Raw genomic sequence first — 21119 nt, 5'->3', positions numbered from 1 at the left:
AAGGCGCTGGGCACGTTCGTGGCGGCGTCCGCGATGCTGGCGGTACCCATGGGCAGCGCGCAGGCGTACAACCCGACGGGCGGAACCGTCTACCAGCTCGGGAACGAGCCGTGCCTCAAGGGCCGGGGCAACTGCGCGGTCTACCCGAAGTCGGCCCAGTTGCCGGGCGGACGCCTGGTCGCGTCGTTCGAGAAGTCCACGGTCGTGCCGGAGACGGGAAGCGCGGACCGCCAGACGCTCCCCGTCCACAAGAGCGACGACCACGGCACGTCCTGGCAGCCGCTGTCCGAGGTCGAGGCCCCCGCGTACCTGTCCAAGAACCCCAAGTACGCGAAGTACACGAGCAACTGGACGAACCCGTACCTCTACACGCTTCCGCAGAGCGTCGGGAAGCTGAAGAAGGGCACGCTGCTCCTCGCGAGTGTCGTGTCGGGCGACGACGAGTACTACCGGGAACACAAGGCGGCCGACCCGGGCTGGACCCCGTCCAACGACGGAGACCGCAAGGACATGGCGATCGCCCTGTACTCCAGCACCGACGGGGGCACGACCTGGAAGGTCCTCAACGTCGTCGCCACGGGCGGCTGGCAGGGCGGCAGCGCGGGCGCGGTCGGGCAGAACATCGCCGCCGCGAACAGGAACAAGCAGGTGGATCCCCTCTGGGAGCCGTACCTGATGGTCCACAAGGGCAAGCTGGTCTGCTACTACTCCGACGAGAACGACTACCTCGGTTTCGACCCGGTCACCGGCGTCCCGGAACTGGATCCCGCGAACGACACCGCCACCGACTCGCACGGCCAGATCCTCGTCCACAAGACCTGGGACGGCCGCGACGGCGGGTGGAGCGCTCCCGTCGTCGACGTCGCGGGGCTGACCCAGGACATGGGCGGCGGCAAGACGGAGATCGGCGGCGGGCGGCCGGGCATGACGAACGTCGTCCGGACGACCGACGGCAAGTGGCTTCTCCCGTACGAGTACTGGGGCGGCGGAGCCAACACCAGGTACGTGATCGCCGACGACCCGCTGAAGTTCCACGCCGGCTCCGCGGGCGCCCCCGTCACGTCGCTGCCGCTCGACGCCGGTTCCCGCCCCCTCGCCACCGGCGGCAGCCCGGTGGTCATCCGGCTTCCCGACGGACGCCTCGTCTACAACGCCGCGGGCAGCGGCAACGTCTGGGTCAACGAGAGCGGGCGCAGCGACGGCCCGTGGAAGGAGTACCAGACGACGTCGCGGGCCGGTTACAGCCGCAACCTGCAGTACGTCGAGGGCACCGGACGTCTCGTGATCCTGAACAACCAGGGCACGTCGACGATCGCCCACGCCGAGGTGGATCTGGGCCGCTCCGAGGGCGCCTACTTCCGGCTGGTGAACCGGAGGACCGGCCAGGTGATCGGCACCGGGAACAGGAGCAACGACGCGAACATCGGCAACGGGGACGTTCCCGACGTACGCCTGGAGGCTCCCGGGTCGGCGGCGAACCGGGACACCCAGTACTGGCACGTGGTGACCGGGCCGAACGGCGGCACGACCCTGCTGAACAAGTCCGGTGGCCGCGCGGCAGCGATCTGGACGGGCAACGCGACGGTCGGCCAGCGGATCGGCCAGTGGGTCGACGACAGCCCGACGGGCAGCTGGAACCTCGTCAGGATCACCGACGGCCACTACACGTTGCAGGCGGTCAGGAACACGAGCCTGTATCTGACCGGTGCCTCCGCCGGGGCGCCGCTGACCCTGCAGAACGCGGTCGCGGACGGCTCGCAGGAGTGGAAACTCGTCAGGTAGGGCGGCGGGGTTCACCGGCGAGGGGCGGGCGGTGACCCGTCCGCCCCTCGCCTGCGCCGCGCGCGTCGTGGTGAGGTACGGGAACCGCACAGGCCCCGCGACCGCCAGGGGTCACGTGCCGCGGAGCGCCCGGCCGGGCCAGGTCACGGACGGCGGCCCCCTCCTGACCGGACCGTCGGCTCTTCGGGGGCGTTCGCACGCTCCCGCAGGCGGACGTCGACCGCCGTCAGCGCCAGGGCCAGCGGTCCCGGTGCCAGGAACGCCAGCGGCAGCAGCATCCACGCGCACAGCACGGCCGACGCGAGCGCGAGCAGGACGAGACCGCTGCCGCCCACGTCCCTCGCGCAGTCCCGGGCGGCGCCGGCCACGGCGGCCCGCCAGTCGGTGAGCGACTCGGGGCGCCCGCAGGCGCGAAGACCCACCACGGCCGCGCACGTGCCGATGGCGGCCGCGACGACGGCGAACAGCGGGGCGCCCGGCAGTCCCGCGCGGGCGAGGGCCAGGTCCGCCCAGAGGAGCAGGACACCGGCCGCGGTCAGCACTCCGGCAGCGATGTCCCCGGTGCGCAGGCGCCGTCGCAGTACCGCCAGATACCGTCCGGCCGTCGCCGGCCGGTCCTCACGCGTGCCGCGCAGGACCGCGCACGCCGTGGACAGCGCCGCGGGCAACGTGACGACCGGCAGCGAGGCGAGCGCCGTGCACACGCCCACGCTCAGCACGTCCGCGAACAGTGTCATGCGCGGCCCGAAGATCTCGCCCGTCTCGCGGGCCTGTCCGCCGCTCACCCCTTGATCCCGGAGTTCGCCATGCCCTCGACCAGGAACCGCTGGAAGGCGAGGAAGAACAGCACGATCGGCAGCAGGGCGATCACCGACATCGCGAACATCGGGCCGAAGGCCGACGTGCTCGACGCGTCGACGAACGACCTGAGCGCCAGGGTGAGCGTGAACTTCTCCGGCGAGAAGAGGTAGATCAGCTGGGTGAAGAAGTCGTTCCAGGTCCAGATGAAGGTGAAGATGGCCGTGGTGATGAGGGCGGGCCGGGTGAGCGGCAGGATGACGCTGAAGAAGCTGCGGAACGGCCCGCAGCCGTCGATCCGCGCCGCCTCCTCCAGCTCGCGCGGCAGCCCTCGCATGAACTGCACGATGAGGAAGACGAAGAACGCCTCCGTGGCGAGGAACTTGGGCAGGATCAGCGGCCAGTAGGTGTTCACCATGCCGAGCTGGTTGAAGATGATGTACTGCGGGATCAGCACGGCGTGGTGCGGCAGCATGATCGTCGCGATCATGAAGGCGAACAGCGGTCCGCGGAAGCGGAACCGCAGGCGGGCGAAGGCGTACGCGGCCAGCGAGCAGCTCAGTACGTTGCCGACGACCGCGCCGCCCGCGATGAACAGCGAGTTGCCGAGCAGCCGCCACACGGAGACGTCGTTCACGCCGTCCAGCGCGGTCCTGTAGTTGGACCACTCCAGGCTGCCGGGCAGCAGGTCGAGGCTGGCGATCACCTCGTCGGCGGGCTTGAGCGAGGTCGCGAGCAGCCACGCCAGCGGGTACAGCATCACGAGCAGCGCGGCGAGACAGCCCACGTGCAGGGCGACGCGGCGCCAGGCGACCGGCTTGCCCTCGGCGGCGGTCGAGATGGTCATCGGTCCCCCTCGGACGCGTAGAAGACCCAGGTGCGGGACGTGCGGAACAGCACCGCGGTGACGGCGCCGATGGCGAGGAGCAGGACCCAGGCCATCGCGGAGGCGTAGCCCATGTGCGAGGCGACGAAACCGCGGTCGTAGAGGTAGAGGGTGTAGAAGAGCGTCGAGTCGGCGGGCCCGCCCTTGCCCGCGCTGACCGCGAACGCCGGGGTGAAGACCTGGAACGCCTGGATGGTCTGGAGCACCAGGTTGAAGAAGATCACCGGGGAGAGCATGGGGACGGTGATGGACAGGAACTGCCGCCACCGGCTCGCCCCGTCCACCGACGCCGCCTCGTAGAGCTCTGCCGGGATCTGCTGGAGCCCGGCGAGGAAGATGACCATGGGCGCGCCGAACTGCCAGACCGTGAGCAGCGCGACGGCGAACAGCGCCCAGCCGGGCCGGTTGACCCAACCGCCGGTGCCCAGCAGGTTGTCGACCGTGCCGCCGTCGTTGAAGACCGCCCGCCACACCAGCGCGATGGACATGGAGGCGCCGAGCAGGGAGGGCGCGTAGAAGGCCGAGCGGTAGAAGCCCCGGCCGTGGCGCATGGACTTCAGAGCGAGCGCGACGACGAGGGCGAGGGCGAGTTGGAGGGGCACGGCGATGACGACGTACGTGAGGGTGGCGCCGACCGAGCGCCAGTAGCGCGGGTCCTCGGTGAACATCTGCGTGTAGTTGCGCAGGCCCACCCACCGGGGCGGGTTGAACAGGTCGTAGTCGGTGAACGACAGGTAGAGCGAGACGGCCATCGGGAGCAGGGTGAGCACGGCGGCGCCGAGCACCCATGGGGAGAGGAACACCCAGGCGGCGCCCTCGCGTCGGCGCTTGCCGGGTCGTCGCTTGCCGGGAGCGGTCTTCGTGGCGGGGGCGGGTGCCGGTATCTCGGTGGTGGTCATGACCTCAGCTCCGCCTTCGCCTCGGTGACGTAGTCCTCGGCCGCCTCACGGGGCGACATCCGCTCGTACGACACCTGGTCGTAGTCGCGCTGGAAGGTGGTCTGCAGTGCGCTGTCCCCCGAAGGGGGCGCCTGGGGCGGGGCGTTGAGTTTTCCTTCCAGGGATGCCTGGTAGTCGAAGACCGTCCTGTCGAAGTCCTTGAGCCCGGGGGCGATCTCGTCGCGGAGCGTCTCGTTGACCGGGATGCCGCGGGTGGCACCGAGGATCTTCGCGGCCTGCGGGTCGTTCAGCATGAAGTCGACGAGCTGCACGGACTCCTTCGGGTGACTCGTGTCGGCGGCGACCCCCATGAACATCGAGGGCTTGAAGTACTGGCCCGGTGTGCCGTCCTCGCCGGAGGGCATCGGCGCGAGGGTGATCCCGTCCGGCACGAGAGCGACGTATCCACTGGACGGCGCGTCCCAGTTGTTGTCGGAGATCGCCTTGCCCCGCCCCAGCGGGGTGTTCTCGACGGTGCCGTCGAGCTGGGTGGTCTGCTCGGCGGGCGAGACGGCGCCTTCCCGGCGGAGCCCGTCGGTGAAGGTCCACCAGCGGGTCAGGTCGTCGGCCGTGAAGCCGAGCCGGCGGTCCTCGGTGTAGAGGGCCTTGCCCCGGCCGCGCAGCCAGACCTCGAAGGCGTCCTCGCTCTGTCCCGGGTCGGTGGCGCCGGGCATGCCGGTCCGGTCGGCCAACTCCCGCATGGTGTCGGCCCATTCGCTCCAGGTCCAGCCCTCGCGCGGGAGGTCCACCCCGGCCTTCTTCCACCGGGTGACGTCGTACACCACGGTCTCGGTGCCGCGGGCCTGGGGGATCGCGTACTGCTTGCCGTCCACCTTTCCGGTGGCGAGGAGACCCGCGTCGAACTCCCCGGTGTCCAGCGTGGCGCGCTGCTCGGCGAAGTCCAGCAGGACTCCCCCGGAGGCGTACTGGTCGATCATCCGGTAGTCGAGCTGCATCGCGTCGGGGGCGTCACCGCCCGCCGCCTGGGTGGCCAGCTTCTGCTTGTAGGCGTCGTAGCCGGAGAACGACGTCTGCACCTCGACGCCCGGGTGCTTCTTCTCGAAGAGGTCGACGGCTTCCTGGGTTCGGGCCGCCCTGTCGGGGTTGCCCCACCAGGTGTAGCGCAGGACCACCTTGCCTGTGCCGCTCGCCCCGTCCGGCCCCGAGCAGCCGGCGAGTACCGAGCAGGACACCAGCATCGCCGTGGCCGCCGCGAGGTGGGGCCGCCAGGACTTCCTCGTCCCGTTTCCGGGCATGAGTGGGTCACCTCATTCGCTAGAAAGCGCTTCCACCCCCCGGCACGACCCTAGGGAAGGTCCTGATGTCAGAACAAGACCCCTGCACCGGTTCCGGTTCGCGTCGCCGCTGTGCCGTGGTGGGCCTGGGCGCCCGTGCCCGGCTGTTCACCGAAGCGCTGGCCGGACCGTACGCGGACCGGGTCGACCTCGTCGGGTTCTGCGACGTCAACGCGCACCGGATGGCCGTCCACAACGGCTGGATCGCGGACGACCACCCCGGCCGGGAGCCCGTACCGGCGTACGCCGCCGAGGACTTCGAGGTGATGCTGCGGCGCGAGCGGGTGGATCTGGTCGTGGTGTGCAGCGTCGACCGGACCCACGACGACTACATCGTGCGCGCGCTGGAGGCGGGCTGCGACGTGGTCACCGAGAAGCCGATGACCACCGACGCCGACCGGGCCCGCCGCATCCTGGAGGCCCGGCGCCGCTCCGGCCGCGAGGTACGGGTGGCGTTCAACTACCGCTACAACCCGGTGCATTCGGCCGTACGGGAGCTGATCGCGGCCGGGGAGATCGGTGAGGTCGGCTCGGTGCACTTCGAGTGGCTGCTCGACCTGCGGCACGGCGCGGACTACTTCCGGCGCTGGCACCGCAACAAGGCCGACTCCGGCGGCCTGATGGTCCACAAGTCGACCCACCACTTCGACCTGGTCAACTGGTGGCTGGGCACCGAACCCCGGACGGTTTTCGCGCAGGGCGGCCTCTTCTTCTACGGCGACGAGGCCGGCCGGCGCCGGGGACTCGCCCGTCCCTACGCCCGCGCCCACGGCTCCCCCGCCGCCGAGGGCGACCCCTTCGCCGTACGCCTGGCGGACTCGCCGGTGCTCAGCGCGCTGTACCTCGACGCCGAGGCGCAGGACGGCTACCACCGCGACCAGAACGTGTTCGGGCCGGGCGTGACCATCGAGGACGACATGGCCGTCCTCGTGCGGTACGCGTCCGGGGCGTCCCTGACCTACCACCTCACCGCGTACGCCCCGTGGGAGGGCTATCGCGTCGCGTTCAACGGAAGCGAGGGGCGGCTCGAACTGCTCGTCGAGGAGTCGACGTGGGTACGGCCCGGGGCAGGGGCCGCAGGGGCCGGTCCCGTCCTGCACGGTTCCACCGCCGACGACGAGGCCGGGCGTACGGAGCTGCTGCTGCGGCGGTTCTGGGAGCCGGCCCGTGAGGTGAAGGTCGCGAGCGGCGCGGGCGGCCACGGCGGTGGCGACGTGCGGATGCTGGAAGACCTGTTCGGTCCCCGGACCGACGCGGATCCCCTGGGCAGGGCGGCGGACGCGGTCGACGGAGCGAAGTCCCTGGTGACCGGGCTCGCGGCCAACGAGTCGTTCGAGACGGGGCTGCCGGTCCGGACACGGGATCTGCTGGACGTGTGACGCCGCCGCGGCAGCCGTGGAGCCGTCGCGGCCGGTGTGTGCTTACGATCCGGGGGTGGTTCTCTTTCTCGTGTCCCGGGACACCCCCCTGAGCGCCGATGAGGCGTGGCGGCGGCTCACCGTGTGGGAGCGGCATGCGGAGGTGGTGCCGTTGACGCGGGTCCGGGTCGTCACGGTGCCGCCGCGCGGGGCGGGCACCGTGTTCGTGGCGCGGACCGGGGTGGGGCCGGTGGCGTTCGACGACCGTATGGAGGTCGTCGTCTGGCGTCCGCCCCTGGACGGCGGCCCCGGTCTGTGCCGGCTCGTCAAGCGCGGCAGCCTCGTCGTCGGGTGGGCCGAGATCGAGGTGATCCCCGCCGCCGGAGGCGGTGCGCGGGTGGTGTGGCGGGAGGAGCTGGGGGTGCGAGGGCTGCCGAGGGCCTTCGACCCCGTGCTGGGGGCGGCGGGCCGGCGGATGTTCGGACGGGCCGTGGACCGCCTGCTGTCCCGCCCCTGAGGCGACACGGCGCTCCCCGGTCGACGGCCTCCACCGCCGGTCGTGCTCGTCGACGCGTTCCAACCCGCTCGTCCCTGGGGCTCATGAGGTTCACCGAGGCAGAAGTCCATGGAACGAGTCCGCTCGGAGTTGCGAGACTGGGACCCATGAACGACATGGGGCGGTTCCGTGAGGCGGTCGTCGAGTGGGCCGCCGGCGGCGCGGGGGCATCGGGGGCGGCCGCGGCGGCGCGGGAACTGGCGGCCGGCACCGGGCTGCGCACGGTCGTACTCGTCGAAGGGGGCAGCGACCGGGTCGCCGTGGAGGCGCTGGCCGCCCGGCACGGCCGGGACCTCGACAAGGAGGGTGTCTCGGTCGTCCCCCTCGGGGGCGCGACCAGCATCGGAAGGTTCGTGGACCTGTGCGGGCCCGAAGGCCTCGACGTGCGGCTGGCGGGTCTGTGCGACGTCGCCGAGGAGAGGTTCTTCCGGCGGGCGCTGGAGCGGGCCGGAATCGGCTCGGATCTCACGCCCGACGGGCTTCAATCGCTCGGGTTCTACCTGTGCGAGGCGGACCTGGAGGACGAACTGATCCGTTCCCTGGGCGCCGACCTGATTCAGCAAGTCGTCGAGGAGCAGGGCGAGTTGCGTGCGTTCCGCACCTTCCAGAACCAGCCCGCGCAGCGGGATCGGACCGTGGAGCAGCATCTGCACCGGTTCATGGGCACCCACAGCGGCCGCAAGGCCCAGTACGCGCGGGAACTCGTCGCGAGCCTGGATCTCGACCGGACACCGCGACCGCTGGAACGCCTCCTCGCCCACCTCTGACCGGGCCGCTGCCGCGCAGGTCCGGGACTCCGGTCTCCCGAACCGAACGCGTCAGGCGACCGATCCGATGCGGCGCGGCGGCTCCGACGACACGTCGTGGTGGATCGGGGTGTGCGCCCCGGTGAGGGACACCCCGCTTCCGCCCCGCCGGTTCGCGACGATCTCCGCCGCGATGGACAGGGCGGTCTCCTCCGGCGTACGGGCACCGAGGTCCAGCCCGATGGGCGACCTCAGCCGCGCCAACTCCATTTCGGTGACGCCCACTTCACGAAGGCGCTCGTTGCGGTCGAGATGGGTGCGGCGCGAGCCCATCGCACCGACGTAGGCGACCGGGAGCCGCAGCGCGAGCCGCAGGAGCGGTACGTCGAACTTGGCGTCGTGGGTCAGGACGCACAGCACCGTGCGGGCGTCGACCTCCGTGCGCTCCAGGTACGTGTGCGGCCACTCGACGACGATCTCGTCCGCCTCCGGGAAGCGCGCGGCCGTCGCGAAGACGGGACGCGCGTCGCAGACCGTCACGCGGTAGTTCAGGAACCTGCCGATGCGGACCAGGGCGGAGGCGAAGTCGATCGCACCGAAGACGATCATCCGGGGCGGCGGAACCGACGACTCGACGAGCACGGTGAGCGGCGCTCCGCAGCGCGAGCCCCGCTCCCCGATCTCCAGGGTGCCGGTGCGCCCCGCGTCCAGGAAGGCACGGGCCTCCCCCGTGACGGTGCGGTCCAGTTCGGGGTGAGCGCCGAAGCCGCCCTCGGGCGATCCGTCGGGGCGGACCAGCAGGGCGCGGCCCAGCAGCTCCGGCGGTCCGGAGACGATCCGCGCCAGCGCCGCCGTCTCCCCTGCCGCGGCTGCGGAGAGCGCCGACGCGAACACCTCGCGGACGGGGGCACAGGCGCGTACCGGGGTCACCAGGATGTCGATGACCCCACCGCATGTCAGGCCCACCGCGAAGGCGTCCTCGTCGCTGAAACCGAAGCGTTCGAGCACCGACTCCCCGTTCTCCAACGCCTGTTGGCACAGCTCGTAGACCGCGCCCTCCACACAGCCGCCGGAGACCGAGCCGATCACCGTGCCGTCGGAGTCCACCGCCAGGGCGGCGCCGGGCCGGCGGGGCGCGCTCCCGCCGACGGCCACGACGGTGGCCACGGCGAAGTCACGCCCCTGCTCGACCCACCGGTGCAGTTCTTCGGCGATGTCCAGCATCTCTCGTTCTCCTCACGGTGGTTGGGGTGGCTCGTCGGCCGGGGCGGACCCGTGGACGAGGCACCCCACACAGCGGAGCGCCTAGTGGACGCCCATCCAGCTCTCGATCGGGTTCAGGGCGAAGAAGACGAGGAAGACCGCCGTCAGGCCCCACATGAACGCCCCGATCTCCCGGGCCTTGCCCTGGGCGATCCTGATCGCGACGTAACTGATGACTCCGGCCGCCACACCGGCGGTGATGGAGTACGTGAACGGCATGATCACGACGGTCAGGAACACCGGGATCGCGGTCGCGCGGTCGGCCCAGTCCACATGGCGGGCGTTCGTCATCATCATGGCGCCGATGACGACCAGGGCGGCGGCCGCGACCTCGCCGGGCACGATCGCCGTCAGCGGGGTGAAGAAGAGACAGGCCGCGAAGAACAGGCCGGTGACGACCGAGGACAGTCCTGTCCGGGCGCCCTCGCCGACCCCTGTGGCGGACTCGACGAACACCGTCTGGCCGGAGGCGCCCGAGACGCCGCCGATCGCGCCGCCCGCGCCGTCGATGAACAGTGCCTTGGACAGGCCCGGCATCCGGCCCTTGTCGTCGGCCAGTCCGGCCTCGGTGCCGACACCGATGATGGTGGCCATCGCGTCGAAGAAGCCGGCCAGCACGAGCGTGAAGACGATCATGCCGACCGTCATCGCGCCGACCTCTCCCCAGCCGCCGAACTCGACGTCGCCGAAGAGCGAGAAGTCCGGCATCGACACCGCGCTGCCGTGCAGTTCGGGCGCGCCGCTCGCCCACTGCTTCGGGTCGATGACGCCGAGGGCGTTGAGGACGACGGCGAGTACGGTGCCGCCGACGATGCCGACCAGGATCGCGCCGGGGACGCCGCGCGCCTGGAGCATGAAGATGGCGAGCAGGGTGACGGCGAAGAGCAGCACGGGCCAGCCGGCCAGTTCGCCCGCGGGGCCGAGGGAGACCGGGGTCGCCTTGCCCGGGTGGACGAAGCCCGCCTTGACCAGCCCGATGAGGGCGACGAACAGTCCGATGCCCATGGTGATCGCGTGCTTCAGCGCCAGCGGGATCGCGTTCATGATCATCTCGCGTAGCCCGGTGACCACCAGGAGCATGATCACGACGCCGTACATCACGCACATGCCCATGGCCTGCGGCCAGGTCATCTGAGGCGCGACCTGCGAGGCCAGGACACCCGAGACGGAGAGCCCGGCGGCGAGGGCGAGCGGCACCTTGCCGAAGAAGCCCATCAGGAGCGTGGTGAGGGCCGCCGCGAACGCCGTCGCGGTGATCAGGGCCTGCTGGCCGAGCGTGTTCCCCGCCGCGTCCTTGCCGGAGAGGATGAGGGGGTTGAGGAGGAGGATGTACGCCATCGCCATGAAGGTGGTGACGCCGCCGCGCGTCTCACGCGCGACCGAGCTGCCTCTCAGGGATATGTGAAAGTAGCGGTCGAGCCAGGACCGGCCGGCCGGGACGCGGGTTCCTTCGCCCGCGTCGTCGGCGGTGGTCCTGGGCTCCAGTGACTGCTGGGTCATGGTGCCGTCTCCCAAGGTTCATAGGGGCACCCACGCTGTGCCTTCGGCGTACGCGGGCTTTGGGATGTGCACGACCCGGGGGACGGCCCGAGGCGAACAAGGGGGGGGCCGGGGGGCTCGGCCCCCGGAGAAACTCTTCTTTCCAACCCCCGGAGGGCTACGTCCCGGTGAGGTGTTCCGGTCGTACCGGCGTCCGGTCCAGCTCCAGACCCGTCGCGTTCCGGATCGCCGCGAGGACGGCCGGGGTCGACGACAGGGTCGGGGCCTCACCGATGCCGCGCAGCCCGTACGGCGCGTGGTCGTCGGCGAGTTCGAGCACGTCGACGGGGATGGTCGGCGTGTCGAGAATCGTGGGGATGAGGTAATCGGTGAAGGAGGGGTTTTTGACCTTCGCCGTGACGGGGTCGACGATGATCTCCTCCATGACCGCGATGCCGAGGCCCTGGGCCGTGCCGCCCTGGATCTGGCCGACGACGGACAGCGGGTTGAGCGCCTTGCCGACGTCCTGTGCGCAGGCCAGCTCGATGACCTTCACCAGACCGAGCTCGGTGTCCACCTCGACGACGGCGCGGTGCGCGGCGAACGAGTACTGGACGTGACCGAAGCCCTGGCCGGTACGGAGGTCGAAGGCCTCGGTCGGCCGGTGCCGCCACTCCGCCTCGACCTCGACGGACTCGTCCTCCAGCACGTCCGCCAGGTCGGCCAGCACCTCGCCGCCGTCGGTGACGACCTTGCCGCCCTCCAGCAGCAGCTCGGCGGTGGCCCAGGCCGGGTGGTACGTACCGAACTTGCGGCGGCCGATCTCCAGGACCTTCTCGCGGACGAGCTCGCAGGAGTTCTTGACGGCGCCACCGGTGACGTACGTCTGGCGCGACGCCGAGGTCGAACCGGCGGACCCCACCCGGGTGTCGGCCGGGTGGATGGTCACCTGGGTGACGCCCAGCTCGGTGCGGGCGATCTGCGCGTGGACCGTGACTCCGCCCTGGCCGACCTCCGCCATCGCGGTGTGGACGGTCGCGACGGGCTCACCGCCGACGACCTCCATACGGACCCGGGCGGTCGAGTAGTCGTCGAAGCCCTCGGAGAAGCCGACGTTCTTGATGCCGACCGCGTAGCCGACACCGCGGACGACACCTTCGCCGTGGGTGGTGTTGGAGAGGCCGCCGGGCAGCTGACGGACGTCCGCCGCCTCGCCGGCCGCGAGCCACTGCTGCTCCGGCGGCATCGGCATCGCCTTGACGCGGCGCAGGAGTTCGGCGACGGGGGCCGGGGAGTCGACGGGCTGGCCGGTCGGCATGATCGTGCCCTGCGACATCGCGTTGAGCTGACGGAACTCGACCCGGTCCATGCCCACCTTGTCGGCGAGCTTGTCCATCTGCGCCTCGTAGGCGAAGCACGCCTGGACCGCGCCGAAGCCGCGCATGGCGCCGCAGGGCGGGTTGTTGGAGTAGAGGGCGATCGCCTCGATGTCGACGTCGTCGAGCACGTACGGGCCGACCGACAGGGACGCCGCGTTGCCGACGACCGCCGGGGACGCGGAGGCGTAGGCGCCGCCGTCGAGGACGATCCGGCACTTCATGTGGGTCAGCCTGCCGTCCTTCGTCGCCCCGTGCTCGTAGTGGAGCTTCGCGGGATGGCGGTGGACGTGCCCGAAGAAAGACTCGAACCGGTTGTAGACGATCTTGACCGGTTTGCCCGTGCGCAGGGCCAGCAGGCAGGCGTGGATCTGCATGGACAGGTCCTCGCGGCCGCCGAACGCGCCGCCGACGCCGGAGAGCGTCATCCGGACCTTGTCCTCGGGCAGGCCGAGCACCGGGGCGATCTGCCGCAGGTCGGAGTGGAGCCACTGGGTGGCGACGTAGAGGTCGACACCCCCGTCCTCGGCGGGCACGGCGAGGCCGGACTCCGGGCCGAGGAACGCCTGGTCCTGCATGCCGAAGGTGTACTCGCCCTCGACGACGAAGTCGGCGCGCCGCCGGGCCGCCTCGACGTCACCGCGGACGATCGGCTGGCGGTGCACGATGTTCGGGTGCGGGACGTGCCCGATGTGGTGGTCGTCGCGGCCCTCGTGGATCAGCGGGGCGTCCGGCGCGGTGGCCGAGGCCTCGTCCGTGACGACGGGCAGCTCCCTGTACTCCACCTTGATCTTGGCGGCGGCGCGGCGGGCGGTCTCCGGGTGGTCGGCGGCCACGATCGCGACGGGCTCGCCGTGGTGGCGTACGCGGCCGTGGGCCAGGACGGGGGTGTCCTGGATCTCCAGGCCGTAGTTCTTCACCTCGGTCGGCAGGTCGTCGTAGGTCATGACGGCGTACACGCCCGGTGTCGCAAGGGCCTCGCCCGTGTCGATGGAGAGGATCTCGGCGTGCGCGACCGTGGAGCGCAGGATCTGGCCCCAGAGCATGTCCTCGTGCCACATGTCGGAGGAGTACGCGAACTCCCCGGTGACCTTCAGGGTGCCGTCCGGGCGGAGTGTGGACTCGCCGATGCCACCCTTGGTGGGGGTGCCCTGGGTGACCTTGGTGGGCGTCCCGATGGTGGGTTTCGAAGGCATCGTCAGACCGCCTCTCCCTGACGGGCGGCCGCCAGGCGGACCGCGTCCATGATCTTCTCGTAGCCGGTGCAGCGGCAGAGGTTGCCCGACAGCGCCTCGCGGATGTCCGCGTCGCTCGGGGTCGGGTTGCGCTCGAGCATCTCGTCGGCGGCGACCAGCAGGCCGGGGGTGCAGAAGCCGCACTGGACGGCGCCGGCGTCGATGAACGCCTGCTGGATCGGGGAGAGTTCCGTGCCCTCGCCGGTCCGGGAGTCCTGCCCCTCGGCGGCCCAGCGCCGGGCGTCCTGGACGGACGTGCCCGACGGACCGCAGGCACCGGTGGCACAACCGCCGTGCTCCGCACGCTGTTTGGCGAAGTCGGCGAGGCCCTCGACCGTGACGACCTCGCGGCCCTCCACCTGCCCGGCCGCGACCAGACACGAACACACCGGCACACCGTCGAGACGGACCGTGCAGGAGCCGCACTCGCCCTGCTCACAGGCGTTCTTGGAGCCGGGCAGGCCCATGCGCTCGCGCAGGACGTAGAGAAGGCTCTCGCCCTCCCAGACGTCGTCGGCTTCCTGCGGGCGGCCGTTGACCGTGAAATTGACGCGCATTACGCGACACTCCCCTTCTGATGTGTCCGGCCGTCGGTGCCGCGGTACGACTCCCAGGTCCAGGTCAGCGTGCGGCGGGCCATGATGCCCACCGCGTGGCGGCGGTAGCTCGCCGTGCCCCGGACGTCGTCGATCGGGTTGCAGGCGGCCGAGCACAGCTCGGCGAACTGCTTGGCGACCGACGGGGTGATGATCTTCCCGTTGTCCCAGAAGCCGCCCTCGTCGAGCGCCGCGTTCAGGAACTCCTCGGCGGCCTTGGCCCGTACGGGCGTGGGCGCGGCCGAGCCGATGCCGGTGCGCACCGTGCGGGTGCCGGGGTGCAGGGCCAGGCCGAAGGCGCAGACCGCGATGACCATCGCGTTGCGGGTGCCGACCTTCGAGTACTGCTGGGGTCCGTCGGCCTTCTTGATGTGGACGGCCCGGATGAGCTCGTCGGGGGCGAGCGCGTTGCGCTTCACGCCGGTGTAGAACGCGTCGATGGGGATGAGCCGGGAGCCGCGTACGGACTCGGCCTCGACCTCGGCGCCCGCCGCGAGGAGGGCGGGGTGGGCGTCACCGGCCGGGGAGGCGGTACCGAGGTTGCCGCCGACGCCGCCGCGGTTGCGGATCTGCGGGGAGGCCACGGTGTGGGAGGCCAGGGCCAGGCCGGGCAGTTCGCCGCGCAGGTTGTCCATGATCGCCGTGTACGGGACCGAGGCGCCCAGGCGGACGGACTCCTCGCCGACCTCCCACTCGCCCAGCTCGCCGATGCGGTTCAGGTCGAGCAGGTACTCGGGACGGCGGTGGTCGAAGTTGATCTCGACCATCACGTCGGTGCCACCCGCAATCGGCACAGCGGTGGGGTGCTCGGCCTTCGCGGCGAGCGCCTCCTCCCAGCTGGCGGGGCGAAGGAAGTCCATGACCGGCTCTCTTCTTCGTCTCGTGGAGCGTGCTGTTCAAGCCAGATCGTGTGCGGCGGGCCCGGCTCGTTCATGAGGTGTTCACGTGGATCGCAGCCAGTACACAGCGCTGTCCTCCACCGGGGTCAGTCACCGAAACCATGAAGGAGTTGGCTGGCCAGGGCGCCCATCTTGTAGATTCGTATGAACGGAGGTCATCAGTAGCCTCCTCGTTTTCCTTTGGAAACATCCGACGCAGACCTTTGGAAACATCCGACGCGGACCTTCGGAGACGGCCGACGCGGACCTGGAAACAGCGAGCACCGTCCGCGAAAGCCCAGGACAGGGCCCACGGAGGCCGGAACCACCGTCCGCCCGGGTCCGCGGACCCGACCCGGCGGAGGCCGGACACCCGGTGCCTCGGGCCTCCGGCCCCGGGTCCGGTCCGGCTCCCGCACTTCCATCGTAGATTTCGAGACAGAACGGCGGCGACGAGATGCGGCTGCGCGCACTGCTGGACACGGACGCGCTGGGCCTGCGGCTGCTCGGCGGCGACGACGAGCTGGACCGCACCGTGCGTGGCGTGATGACCACGGACCTGCGGGACCCGAGCCGCTACCTCTCGGGTGGCGAGCTGGTGCTGACGGGCCTCGCCTGGCGCCGCGGCGCCGCCGACTCCGAACCCTTCGTACGCATCCTCGCGGGCGCCGGTGTCACGGCGCTGGCCGCGGGAGAGGCGGAGCTGGGCGCGATCCCGGACGACCTGGTGGCGGCCTGTGCGAGACACCGGCTGCCGCTGTTCGCCGTCAACGAGTCGGTGGCCTTCGCGACGATCACCGAGCACGTCGTACGGCAGGTGTCGGGCGAGCGGGCCGGGGACCTGGCGGCCGTCGTGGACCGGCACCGCCGGATGATGACCTCGGGACCCGCCGGCGGCGGCCCGGACGTGGTCCTGGACCTGCTCGGTTCCGACCTGGACCTGCGGGCCTGGGTACTCTCCCCCGCGGGCCGCCTCATCGCGGGCTCCCACCTCGCGCAGGAGTGGCTGCCCACGGGCGTGTGCGCGGCACTGGCCGGTGAGCACCTGGCAGCGGTCCGCACGGGGCGGCGCGGGCCGCACCGGGTGACGGTGGGCCCCACCACGTACTCGCTCTTCCCGGTCCGCAGCGGCGGTCGCGGGGCGGCGGGTGCGCGCGACGTACGCGAGACGGTGCTGTCGGAGTGGCTGCTCGCGGTCGAGGCGGACGCCGGGGACTGGCCGGAGGAGCGGCTCGACCTGCTGGAGGGCGTCACCCAGCTGATCGCGGTGGAGCGGGACCGCCGGGACGCGGCACGGACCGTGCGGCGCAGGCTCGCGCAGGAGGTCCTGGAGCTGGTGCAGACCGGTGCCGCGCCCGCGGAGATCGCGGCACGGCTGCGGGTGGCCGCACCGGTGCTGCTGCCGGGGCTCGGCGCGGCCCCGCACTGGCAGGTCGTGGTCGCCCGGGTGGAGTGGGACGACGCGAGGGGCGGGCCCGCCGGGTCCCCGGCCGAGGGCGGGCGCCCGGCGGGCGGTGTCGAGGGTGGTCCGGTGGCGCAGGCGCTGCTGGAGGAGATCCTGGTCGACCCGCTGTCGTCGGGTCCCGAGCCGTCCGACCGCATCGCGGTCGCCCACACGGGTGACGAGGCCGTCGCTCTCGTACCGCTTCCGGCCGTTTCCTCGGAGCACGACGGTTCGGAGGCCGGGCTGCTCGCCGACACGCTCCTTGAGGCCGTGCGCGACCCGCTGTCGGCGGGCCTCGACGGCGACGGGCGGCTCACCCTCGGTGTCAGCGCGGCCGTGCACTCGGCGGAGGGGCTGCGCGGCGCCCTGGAGGAGGCCCGGCACGCGCGCCGGGTGGCCGCGGCCCGCCCCGGACGGGTGTGCGCGGCGGGGCACCAGGAGCTGGCCTCCCACGTGCTGCTGCTGCCCTTCGTGCCGGACGACGTGCGCCGCGCCTTCACGGCGAGGCTCCTCGACCCGCTCCGGGACTACGACCGCCGGCACCGGGCCGAGCTGATCCCGACCCTGGAGGCGTTCCTCGACTGCGACGGCTCCTGGACCCGCTGCGCGGCCCGCCTGCACCTGCACGTCAACACGCTGCGCTACCGGGTGGGGCGTATCGAGCAGTTGACGGGCCGAGATCTTTCCCGGCTCGAGGACAAGCTGGACTTCTTCCTGGCGTTGCGCATGAGCTGAGGTCACAGGCCCGTGGGCGAGGAAGCCGTGGTTGCCTGGGCGGGGCGGGCGGCCAGGAAGAGGCACCAAGTGCCTTCTCTGCCCCACGACTTTGTGAAATCCTTCACCCACCCCCTTGGCCGGGCGCGTCGATTCGTGCTGAGATGCCGCCACCACTCAACAGCTCAATGGCGTGCTCGGGGAGGGCAACGTGGCGTATCCCGCCATGTCTGGTTACGGAACGACTGCCGGAGACGATCCACTCCAGACCGCGGTATGGCGGCTGCGCTCACGCGCCTGCTGGGCCGACGCGGCCGCGCTCCTCGAGCCACGCACGGCCTCGGCGGCGCTCCAGCGGGCCTCACTCCTCGTCGAGCGGTGCCTCTACACCGAGCAGGGCTGGGCGGAGGCGGAGGACGCGCTGCGGACGGCGGAGGCGCTGGCCCAGAGCGACGACGAGCGGGGCGCGGCGGCCTGCGAGCGCGGACAGCTCGCGTACGCGTCGACACTGCTCGCGGTGCGCGACCGCGCCGACGAGGCGCGGGCCGCGCTCGGCCGGGCGGCCGCCCTGATCGCGCCGGGCGCCCCGGGACGGGCCCTGCTGGACTTCCGGCGCGGCCTGCTCGCCGAGAACCTCGCCCGTTCCCCGCAGTCCGCGCGCGCCGCCTACCGGCGGGCCCACGCCGGCGCCACCGCGCACGACGACCCGCTGCTCCTGTCCTTCACCTGGCGTCACCTCGCCGGACTCGCCCTGCGCGAGGGCGAGTTGGCGGAGGCTCGGCACGGTTTCGCCGAATCCCTGCGGATCCGCGAGGAGTTGGGCTACCTCGTCGGTACGGCTCCGGCCCTGGCCTCCCTCGCCGATGCCGAGACCGAACCGGAGGCGTCCCGGCTGCGGGCCGAGGCGGGGCGGCTGTTCAGGCTGCTCGGGGGCGTACCCACCTGGCTCGCCGGCCAGTTGGCGCCACCGGCCGCCACGGCCTGACGCCTCGGCACCGGCCTCTGTCGGCCGCGTCCGCACCGGGTCGGGGCGGCCTCCCGCCCTGACCGAACGCCCTTACCCAGAGGCCCGGTTGGCGCTCGGCCGTCGGCGCCTCCGGCCGCCCTCCGCCGGGGCCGGGGGCGTTCGCCCGAAGGCGGCGGGCCGGGGCCGGGCGGCTGACCACCGGAACCCGGACCGCGGTCGCGACGCTTCGCTGCGTGGCGTCGTGGCGCGGCGTGGCGTCGTGGCGCGGCGCGGCGGCCGGTGCCTGCCCGCTACGCGCCGGCGAAGTGTTCTCGCAGCAGGGACTGCGCGGTTGGCACGTCCTGGGCGGTCAGCGCGTCGAGGATCGCCGTGTGCTGGGTCGCGTCGGCCAGCAGGTCGGCGCGGCTGCGGCAGGCCGGCGCCCCGGCCATCGGCCACTGGGCACGGCGGTGCAGGTCGTCCGCGAGCTGCACCAGCTGGCGGTTGCCCGAGAGGGCGAGGACCGCTGCGTGGAAGACCCGGTCGGACTCGGCGTAGCGCGCGCGGTCACCGGTGCACGCCGCCGCCACGGTGGCGTCGGCCAGCGGGCGCAGCTCGGCCCAGCAGGAGGCGGAGACCGTACGGGTCAGCCGGAGCATCACCGGCATCTCGACGAGGGACCGGATCTCGGCGAGCTCGGCCAGTTCCCGTGCCCCGCGCCGCACGACGCGGAAACCGCGGTTCGGGACGACCTCCACCGCGCCCTCGTTGGCGAGCTGCTGCATGGCCTCGCGCACGGGGGTCGCCGAGACGCCGAAGCGTTCGCCGAGCGCCGGGGCGGAGTAGACCTCGCCCGGGGCGAGGTCGCCGCCGACCAGGGCGGCGCGAAGGGCGTCGAGGATCTGGCCGCGGACGGAGGCCCGCTGCACCACGGGCCGACGGGCCGCGGAGGCGAAGGCGGAGCCGGAAGCGGCGGCGGGGGCGGGAGCGGAGGTCCGCCGGCCCGCCGCGCCGGGCACGGCCGTCGACGTGTCGTGGGTGCCGGTGTCCCGGACGCCGTCCTCGGCGCCGTGGGCCGAGATCCCGGGAACGTGCGTGAACGCCCCGCGCGCGGCGTTGCCTCCCGCTTCGGTCCCGCCCTCACCCGGGAGCCCTACGCGGGTCGCGGGCCCGCCGGTGCCGGGGAGCCCCGCGCGCCCTGCGGCTCGGTCCGCTCCACCGGAGGTCCGCGGCTCGCGACCGTCCTCCCGCGTCAGCCGCGGACGGGGAATCGGTGTCTCGCTGTGGGTGTGCTCGCCGCGGGCCCCGTGCTCGGCGGGGGCCGTCCGGGCGGCGGCCGGAGCCGACGGGCCCGCCGGGGCCGCGGTGGTTTCCGTGTCTGCGGGAGAGGCGCCGCCCCGCGGAACGTCCTCCCGGCTCGCCCCGCGTCCTCGTGGGCCGTCCGCCGGGCGCGCCTGGGGAGGCACCCGCACGGCGGCCGTCCCGGGGCGGACCTCCTCCGGGCGGACCTCCTCCGGGCGGACCTCCTCCAGGCGGGCGTCCGAAGGGTCTCCGGCAGGGCCGTACGCCTCGCGCGAACCGGCCTTCTCCACGGGGTCCCCCTCCGGGGTCGGCGGTGTGGTGGGTATTTCGGGCGGGGCCCGGAGCGACCCCGACAGAACAGGGTAAACCTCGATCGTATCGGGTAAGGTAAGCCTTACCTGCGAACGATCGTGAAACGGGGTCCTTGCATGTCCGCTCCCGCCCTCGCCGAGACCGCACCCGGTGCCGACACGCACCCGGCCCGCTCGGTCCTCACCGAGGCGTACGCGCGGATGACCGAGGCATTCCCGGCCCTGGGAGTGACGGAGCTCGCTCCCGGCGAACCGGCCCCGACGGGTGACGGGCGGATCGCCGTCGCCGGACTCGCGGCGGGCGGCGCAGCCCTCGACTCCTTCCTGGCGTGGGACGACGCGCAGGTGCTGGCCGACCACGGGCGGCAAGCCCGCCCGGACGTCATCGCGAGCTTCGGCCTGCACCGGTACGCCTGGCCCGCCTGCCTGCTGATCACGGTGCCGTGGTTCCTGCTGCGCCGCGTCCCCCGCTTCCCCGTGGAGCACGTCACCTTCCAGCGCATGCCCGGCCGTATCGCGGTCCGCGTGGGCGAGTTCGCCTGTCTGCCGGACGACCCGGCCGCCGCGCTCAGCGGCGCGCGCGTCGTCCGGGACGAGGAGGCCCTGCGGGCGGAGGTGCGCTCCGCCGTCGCCGAGCACCTGGAGCCGGTCCTGCGCGGATTCGGCCCGCGGATGCGGCGCCGCGACCGCGCCCTGTGGGCCATGGCGACCGACGAGGTCGTCGAGAGCCTCTGGTACGTGGCCGGCCTCCTGGGCGAGCAGCGGCGTGCGACGGAGGAGCTGGAGCGGCTGTTCCCCGGAACCACCCGGCCGTACGTCGGCTCGGCCGGCTTCCGCGAGACGGCGGGCCCGAACGGCGAGTGCCTGCCCACCCGGGACCGGGCCAGCTGCTGCTTCTACTACACCCTCGACCCCGAGGACACCTGCGCCAACTGCCCGCGCAACTCCGAGGCGGTCCGCGTCGCGAAGCTGACGGCACAGGCGGCCGGGCCGACGGGCTGAATTTCCCGCGCCCGCACCCCCGCGCGGTGCCGCGCCCGCACTCTCATGCGGTCCCGCGGCCGCACCCCGTGCGGCCCCGCGTCCGCGCCCCCGTGCGCAGGCCCGCACCCGGCGTCACGTAAGATCAACTCGGCGCGGAATCCGGTGTCTTGGCCGCGGAGACGGCCGCCCGGGTTACAGCTGCTTCACAAAATCCTCACTTGGCGCAAGAACT

17 protein-coding genes are annotated in these 21119 nt (G+C 72.3%); 7 read left to right on the top strand and 10 right to left on the bottom strand.

What is annotated here, in order from left to right; translation table 11 throughout:
- The first annotated feature begins 33 nt into the window (after positions 1–33).
- Entirely contained in the window at positions 34–1782 is a 1749-nt protein-coding gene (locus tag KUF83_RS27780) for an RICIN domain-containing protein (protein ID WP_217457804.1), read from the top strand.
- Positions 1783–1925: 143 nt separating this feature from the next.
- On the opposite strand, the gene KUF83_RS27775 is transcribed toward KUF83_RS27780, so the two are convergent.
- Genes KUF83_RS27775 through KUF83_RS27760 form a run of 4 tightly spaced genes read right to left on the bottom strand, consistent with a single transcriptional unit; the run spans position 1926 to position 5660 of the window.
- The gene (locus KUF83_RS27775) at positions 1926–2567 is read right to left on the bottom strand and encodes a hypothetical protein (protein ID WP_308403158.1); all 642 of its coding nucleotides are present in this window, start codon (positions 2565–2567) and stop codon (positions 1926–1928) included.
- The gene (locus tag KUF83_RS27770; RefSeq protein WP_217457701.1) at positions 2564–3427 is read right to left on the bottom strand and encodes a carbohydrate ABC transporter permease; all 864 of its coding nucleotides are present in this window, start codon (positions 3425–3427) and stop codon (positions 2564–2566) included. The genes KUF83_RS27775 and KUF83_RS27770 overlap by 4 nt, the downstream gene beginning before the upstream one ends.
- Positions 3424–4365 (bottom strand): carbohydrate ABC transporter permease, encoded by a 942-nt coding sequence (locus KUF83_RS27765; protein WP_217457700.1) that lies wholly within the window; start codon positions 4363–4365, stop codon positions 3424–3426. The genes KUF83_RS27770 and KUF83_RS27765 overlap by 4 nt, the downstream gene beginning before the upstream one ends.
- Positions 4362–5660 (bottom strand): ABC transporter substrate-binding protein, encoded by a 1299-nt coding sequence (locus tag KUF83_RS27760; protein WP_217457699.1) that lies wholly within the window; start codon positions 5658–5660, stop codon positions 4362–4364. Before KUF83_RS27760 ends, KUF83_RS27765 begins: the two co-directional genes overlap by 4 nt.
- A 65-nt stretch (positions 5661–5725) precedes the next feature.
- Between KUF83_RS27760 and KUF83_RS27755 the strand changes: the two genes are divergently transcribed.
- From KUF83_RS27755 to KUF83_RS27745, 3 genes are all read left to right on the top strand, one after another.
- Positions 5726–7078, top strand: a complete 1353-nt coding sequence (locus KUF83_RS27755; protein WP_217457698.1) for a Gfo/Idh/MocA family protein — start codon at positions 5726–5728, stop codon at positions 7076–7078.
- Positions 7079–7133: 55 nt separating this feature from the next.
- Entirely contained in the window at positions 7134–7574 is a 441-nt protein-coding gene (locus KUF83_RS27750) for an SRPBCC family protein (protein ID WP_217457697.1), read from the top strand.
- 146 nt (positions 7575–7720) lie between these two features.
- Positions 7721–8380 (top strand): ATP-dependent endonuclease, encoded by a 660-nt coding sequence (locus tag KUF83_RS27745; RefSeq protein ID WP_217457696.1) that lies wholly within the window; start codon positions 7721–7723, stop codon positions 8378–8380.
- Positions 8381–8431: 51 nt separating this feature from the next.
- Here the strand turns inward: KUF83_RS27745 and KUF83_RS27740 are convergent, their stop codons facing one another.
- From KUF83_RS27740 to KUF83_RS27720, 5 genes are all read right to left on the bottom strand, one after another.
- Positions 8432–9583 carry an XdhC/CoxI family protein gene (locus tag KUF83_RS27740; RefSeq protein ID WP_217457695.1) on the bottom strand — a complete coding sequence of 384 codons (1152 nt, stop codon included), beginning with the start codon at positions 9581–9583 and terminating at the stop codon, positions 8432–8434.
- An 81-nt stretch (positions 9584–9664) separates the two neighbouring features.
- Positions 9665–11122: an NCS2 family permease gene (locus KUF83_RS27735; protein ID WP_217457694.1), complete on the bottom strand. Its 1458-nt coding sequence runs from the start codon at positions 11120–11122 to the stop codon at positions 9665–9667.
- 157 nt (positions 11123–11279) lie between these two features.
- Positions 11280–13673, bottom strand: coding sequence for a xanthine dehydrogenase family protein molybdopterin-binding subunit (locus KUF83_RS27730; protein WP_217457693.1), 2394 nt, complete (start codon positions 13671–13673; stop codon positions 11280–11282).
- Positions 13674–13675: 2 nt separating this feature from the next.
- Positions 13676–14269: a (2Fe-2S)-binding protein gene (locus KUF83_RS27725; protein WP_217457692.1), complete on the bottom strand. Its 594-nt coding sequence runs from the start codon at positions 14267–14269 to the stop codon at positions 13676–13678.
- Positions 14269–15168, bottom strand: a complete 900-nt coding sequence (locus tag KUF83_RS27720; protein ID WP_217457691.1) for a xanthine dehydrogenase family protein subunit M — start codon at positions 15166–15168, stop codon at positions 14269–14271. The genes KUF83_RS27725 and KUF83_RS27720 overlap by 1 nt, the downstream gene beginning before the upstream one ends.
- 475 nt (positions 15169–15643) lie before the next feature.
- Between KUF83_RS27720 and KUF83_RS27715 the strand changes: the two genes are divergently transcribed.
- Together KUF83_RS27715 and KUF83_RS27710 are read left to right on the top strand one after the other, a co-directional pair.
- Positions 15644–17365 (top strand): PucR family transcriptional regulator ligand-binding domain-containing protein, encoded by a 1722-nt coding sequence (locus KUF83_RS27715; RefSeq protein ID WP_217457690.1) that lies wholly within the window; start codon positions 15644–15646, stop codon positions 17363–17365.
- Positions 17366–17555: 190 nt separating this feature from the next.
- Complete coding sequence (locus KUF83_RS27710) at positions 17556–18329, top strand: hypothetical protein (RefSeq protein ID WP_217457689.1); 774 nt, start codon at positions 17556–17558, stop codon at positions 18327–18329.
- Between the two features lie 272 nt (positions 18330–18601).
- On the opposite strand, the gene KUF83_RS27705 is transcribed toward KUF83_RS27710, so the two are convergent.
- Complete coding sequence (locus KUF83_RS27705) at positions 18602–19372, bottom strand: GntR family transcriptional regulator (protein WP_374106180.1); 771 nt, start codon at positions 19370–19372, stop codon at positions 18602–18604.
- Between the two features lie 648 nt (positions 19373–20020).
- Between KUF83_RS27705 and KUF83_RS27700 the strand changes: the two genes are divergently transcribed.
- Positions 20021–20905, top strand: a complete 885-nt coding sequence (locus KUF83_RS27700) for a (2Fe-2S)-binding protein (protein WP_217457688.1) — start codon at positions 20021–20023, stop codon at positions 20903–20905.
- Positions 20906–21119 lie beyond the last annotated feature (214 nt).

The sequence above is a fragment of the Streptomyces sp. BV286 genome (genome assembly GCF_019090165.1).
Taxonomy (GTDB): Bacteria; Actinomycetota; Actinomycetes; order Streptomycetales; family Streptomycetaceae; genus Streptomyces.
The sequence above is the reverse complement of the archived record's forward strand: the minus strand, read 5'-3'. Positions and strand labels throughout refer to the sequence as shown.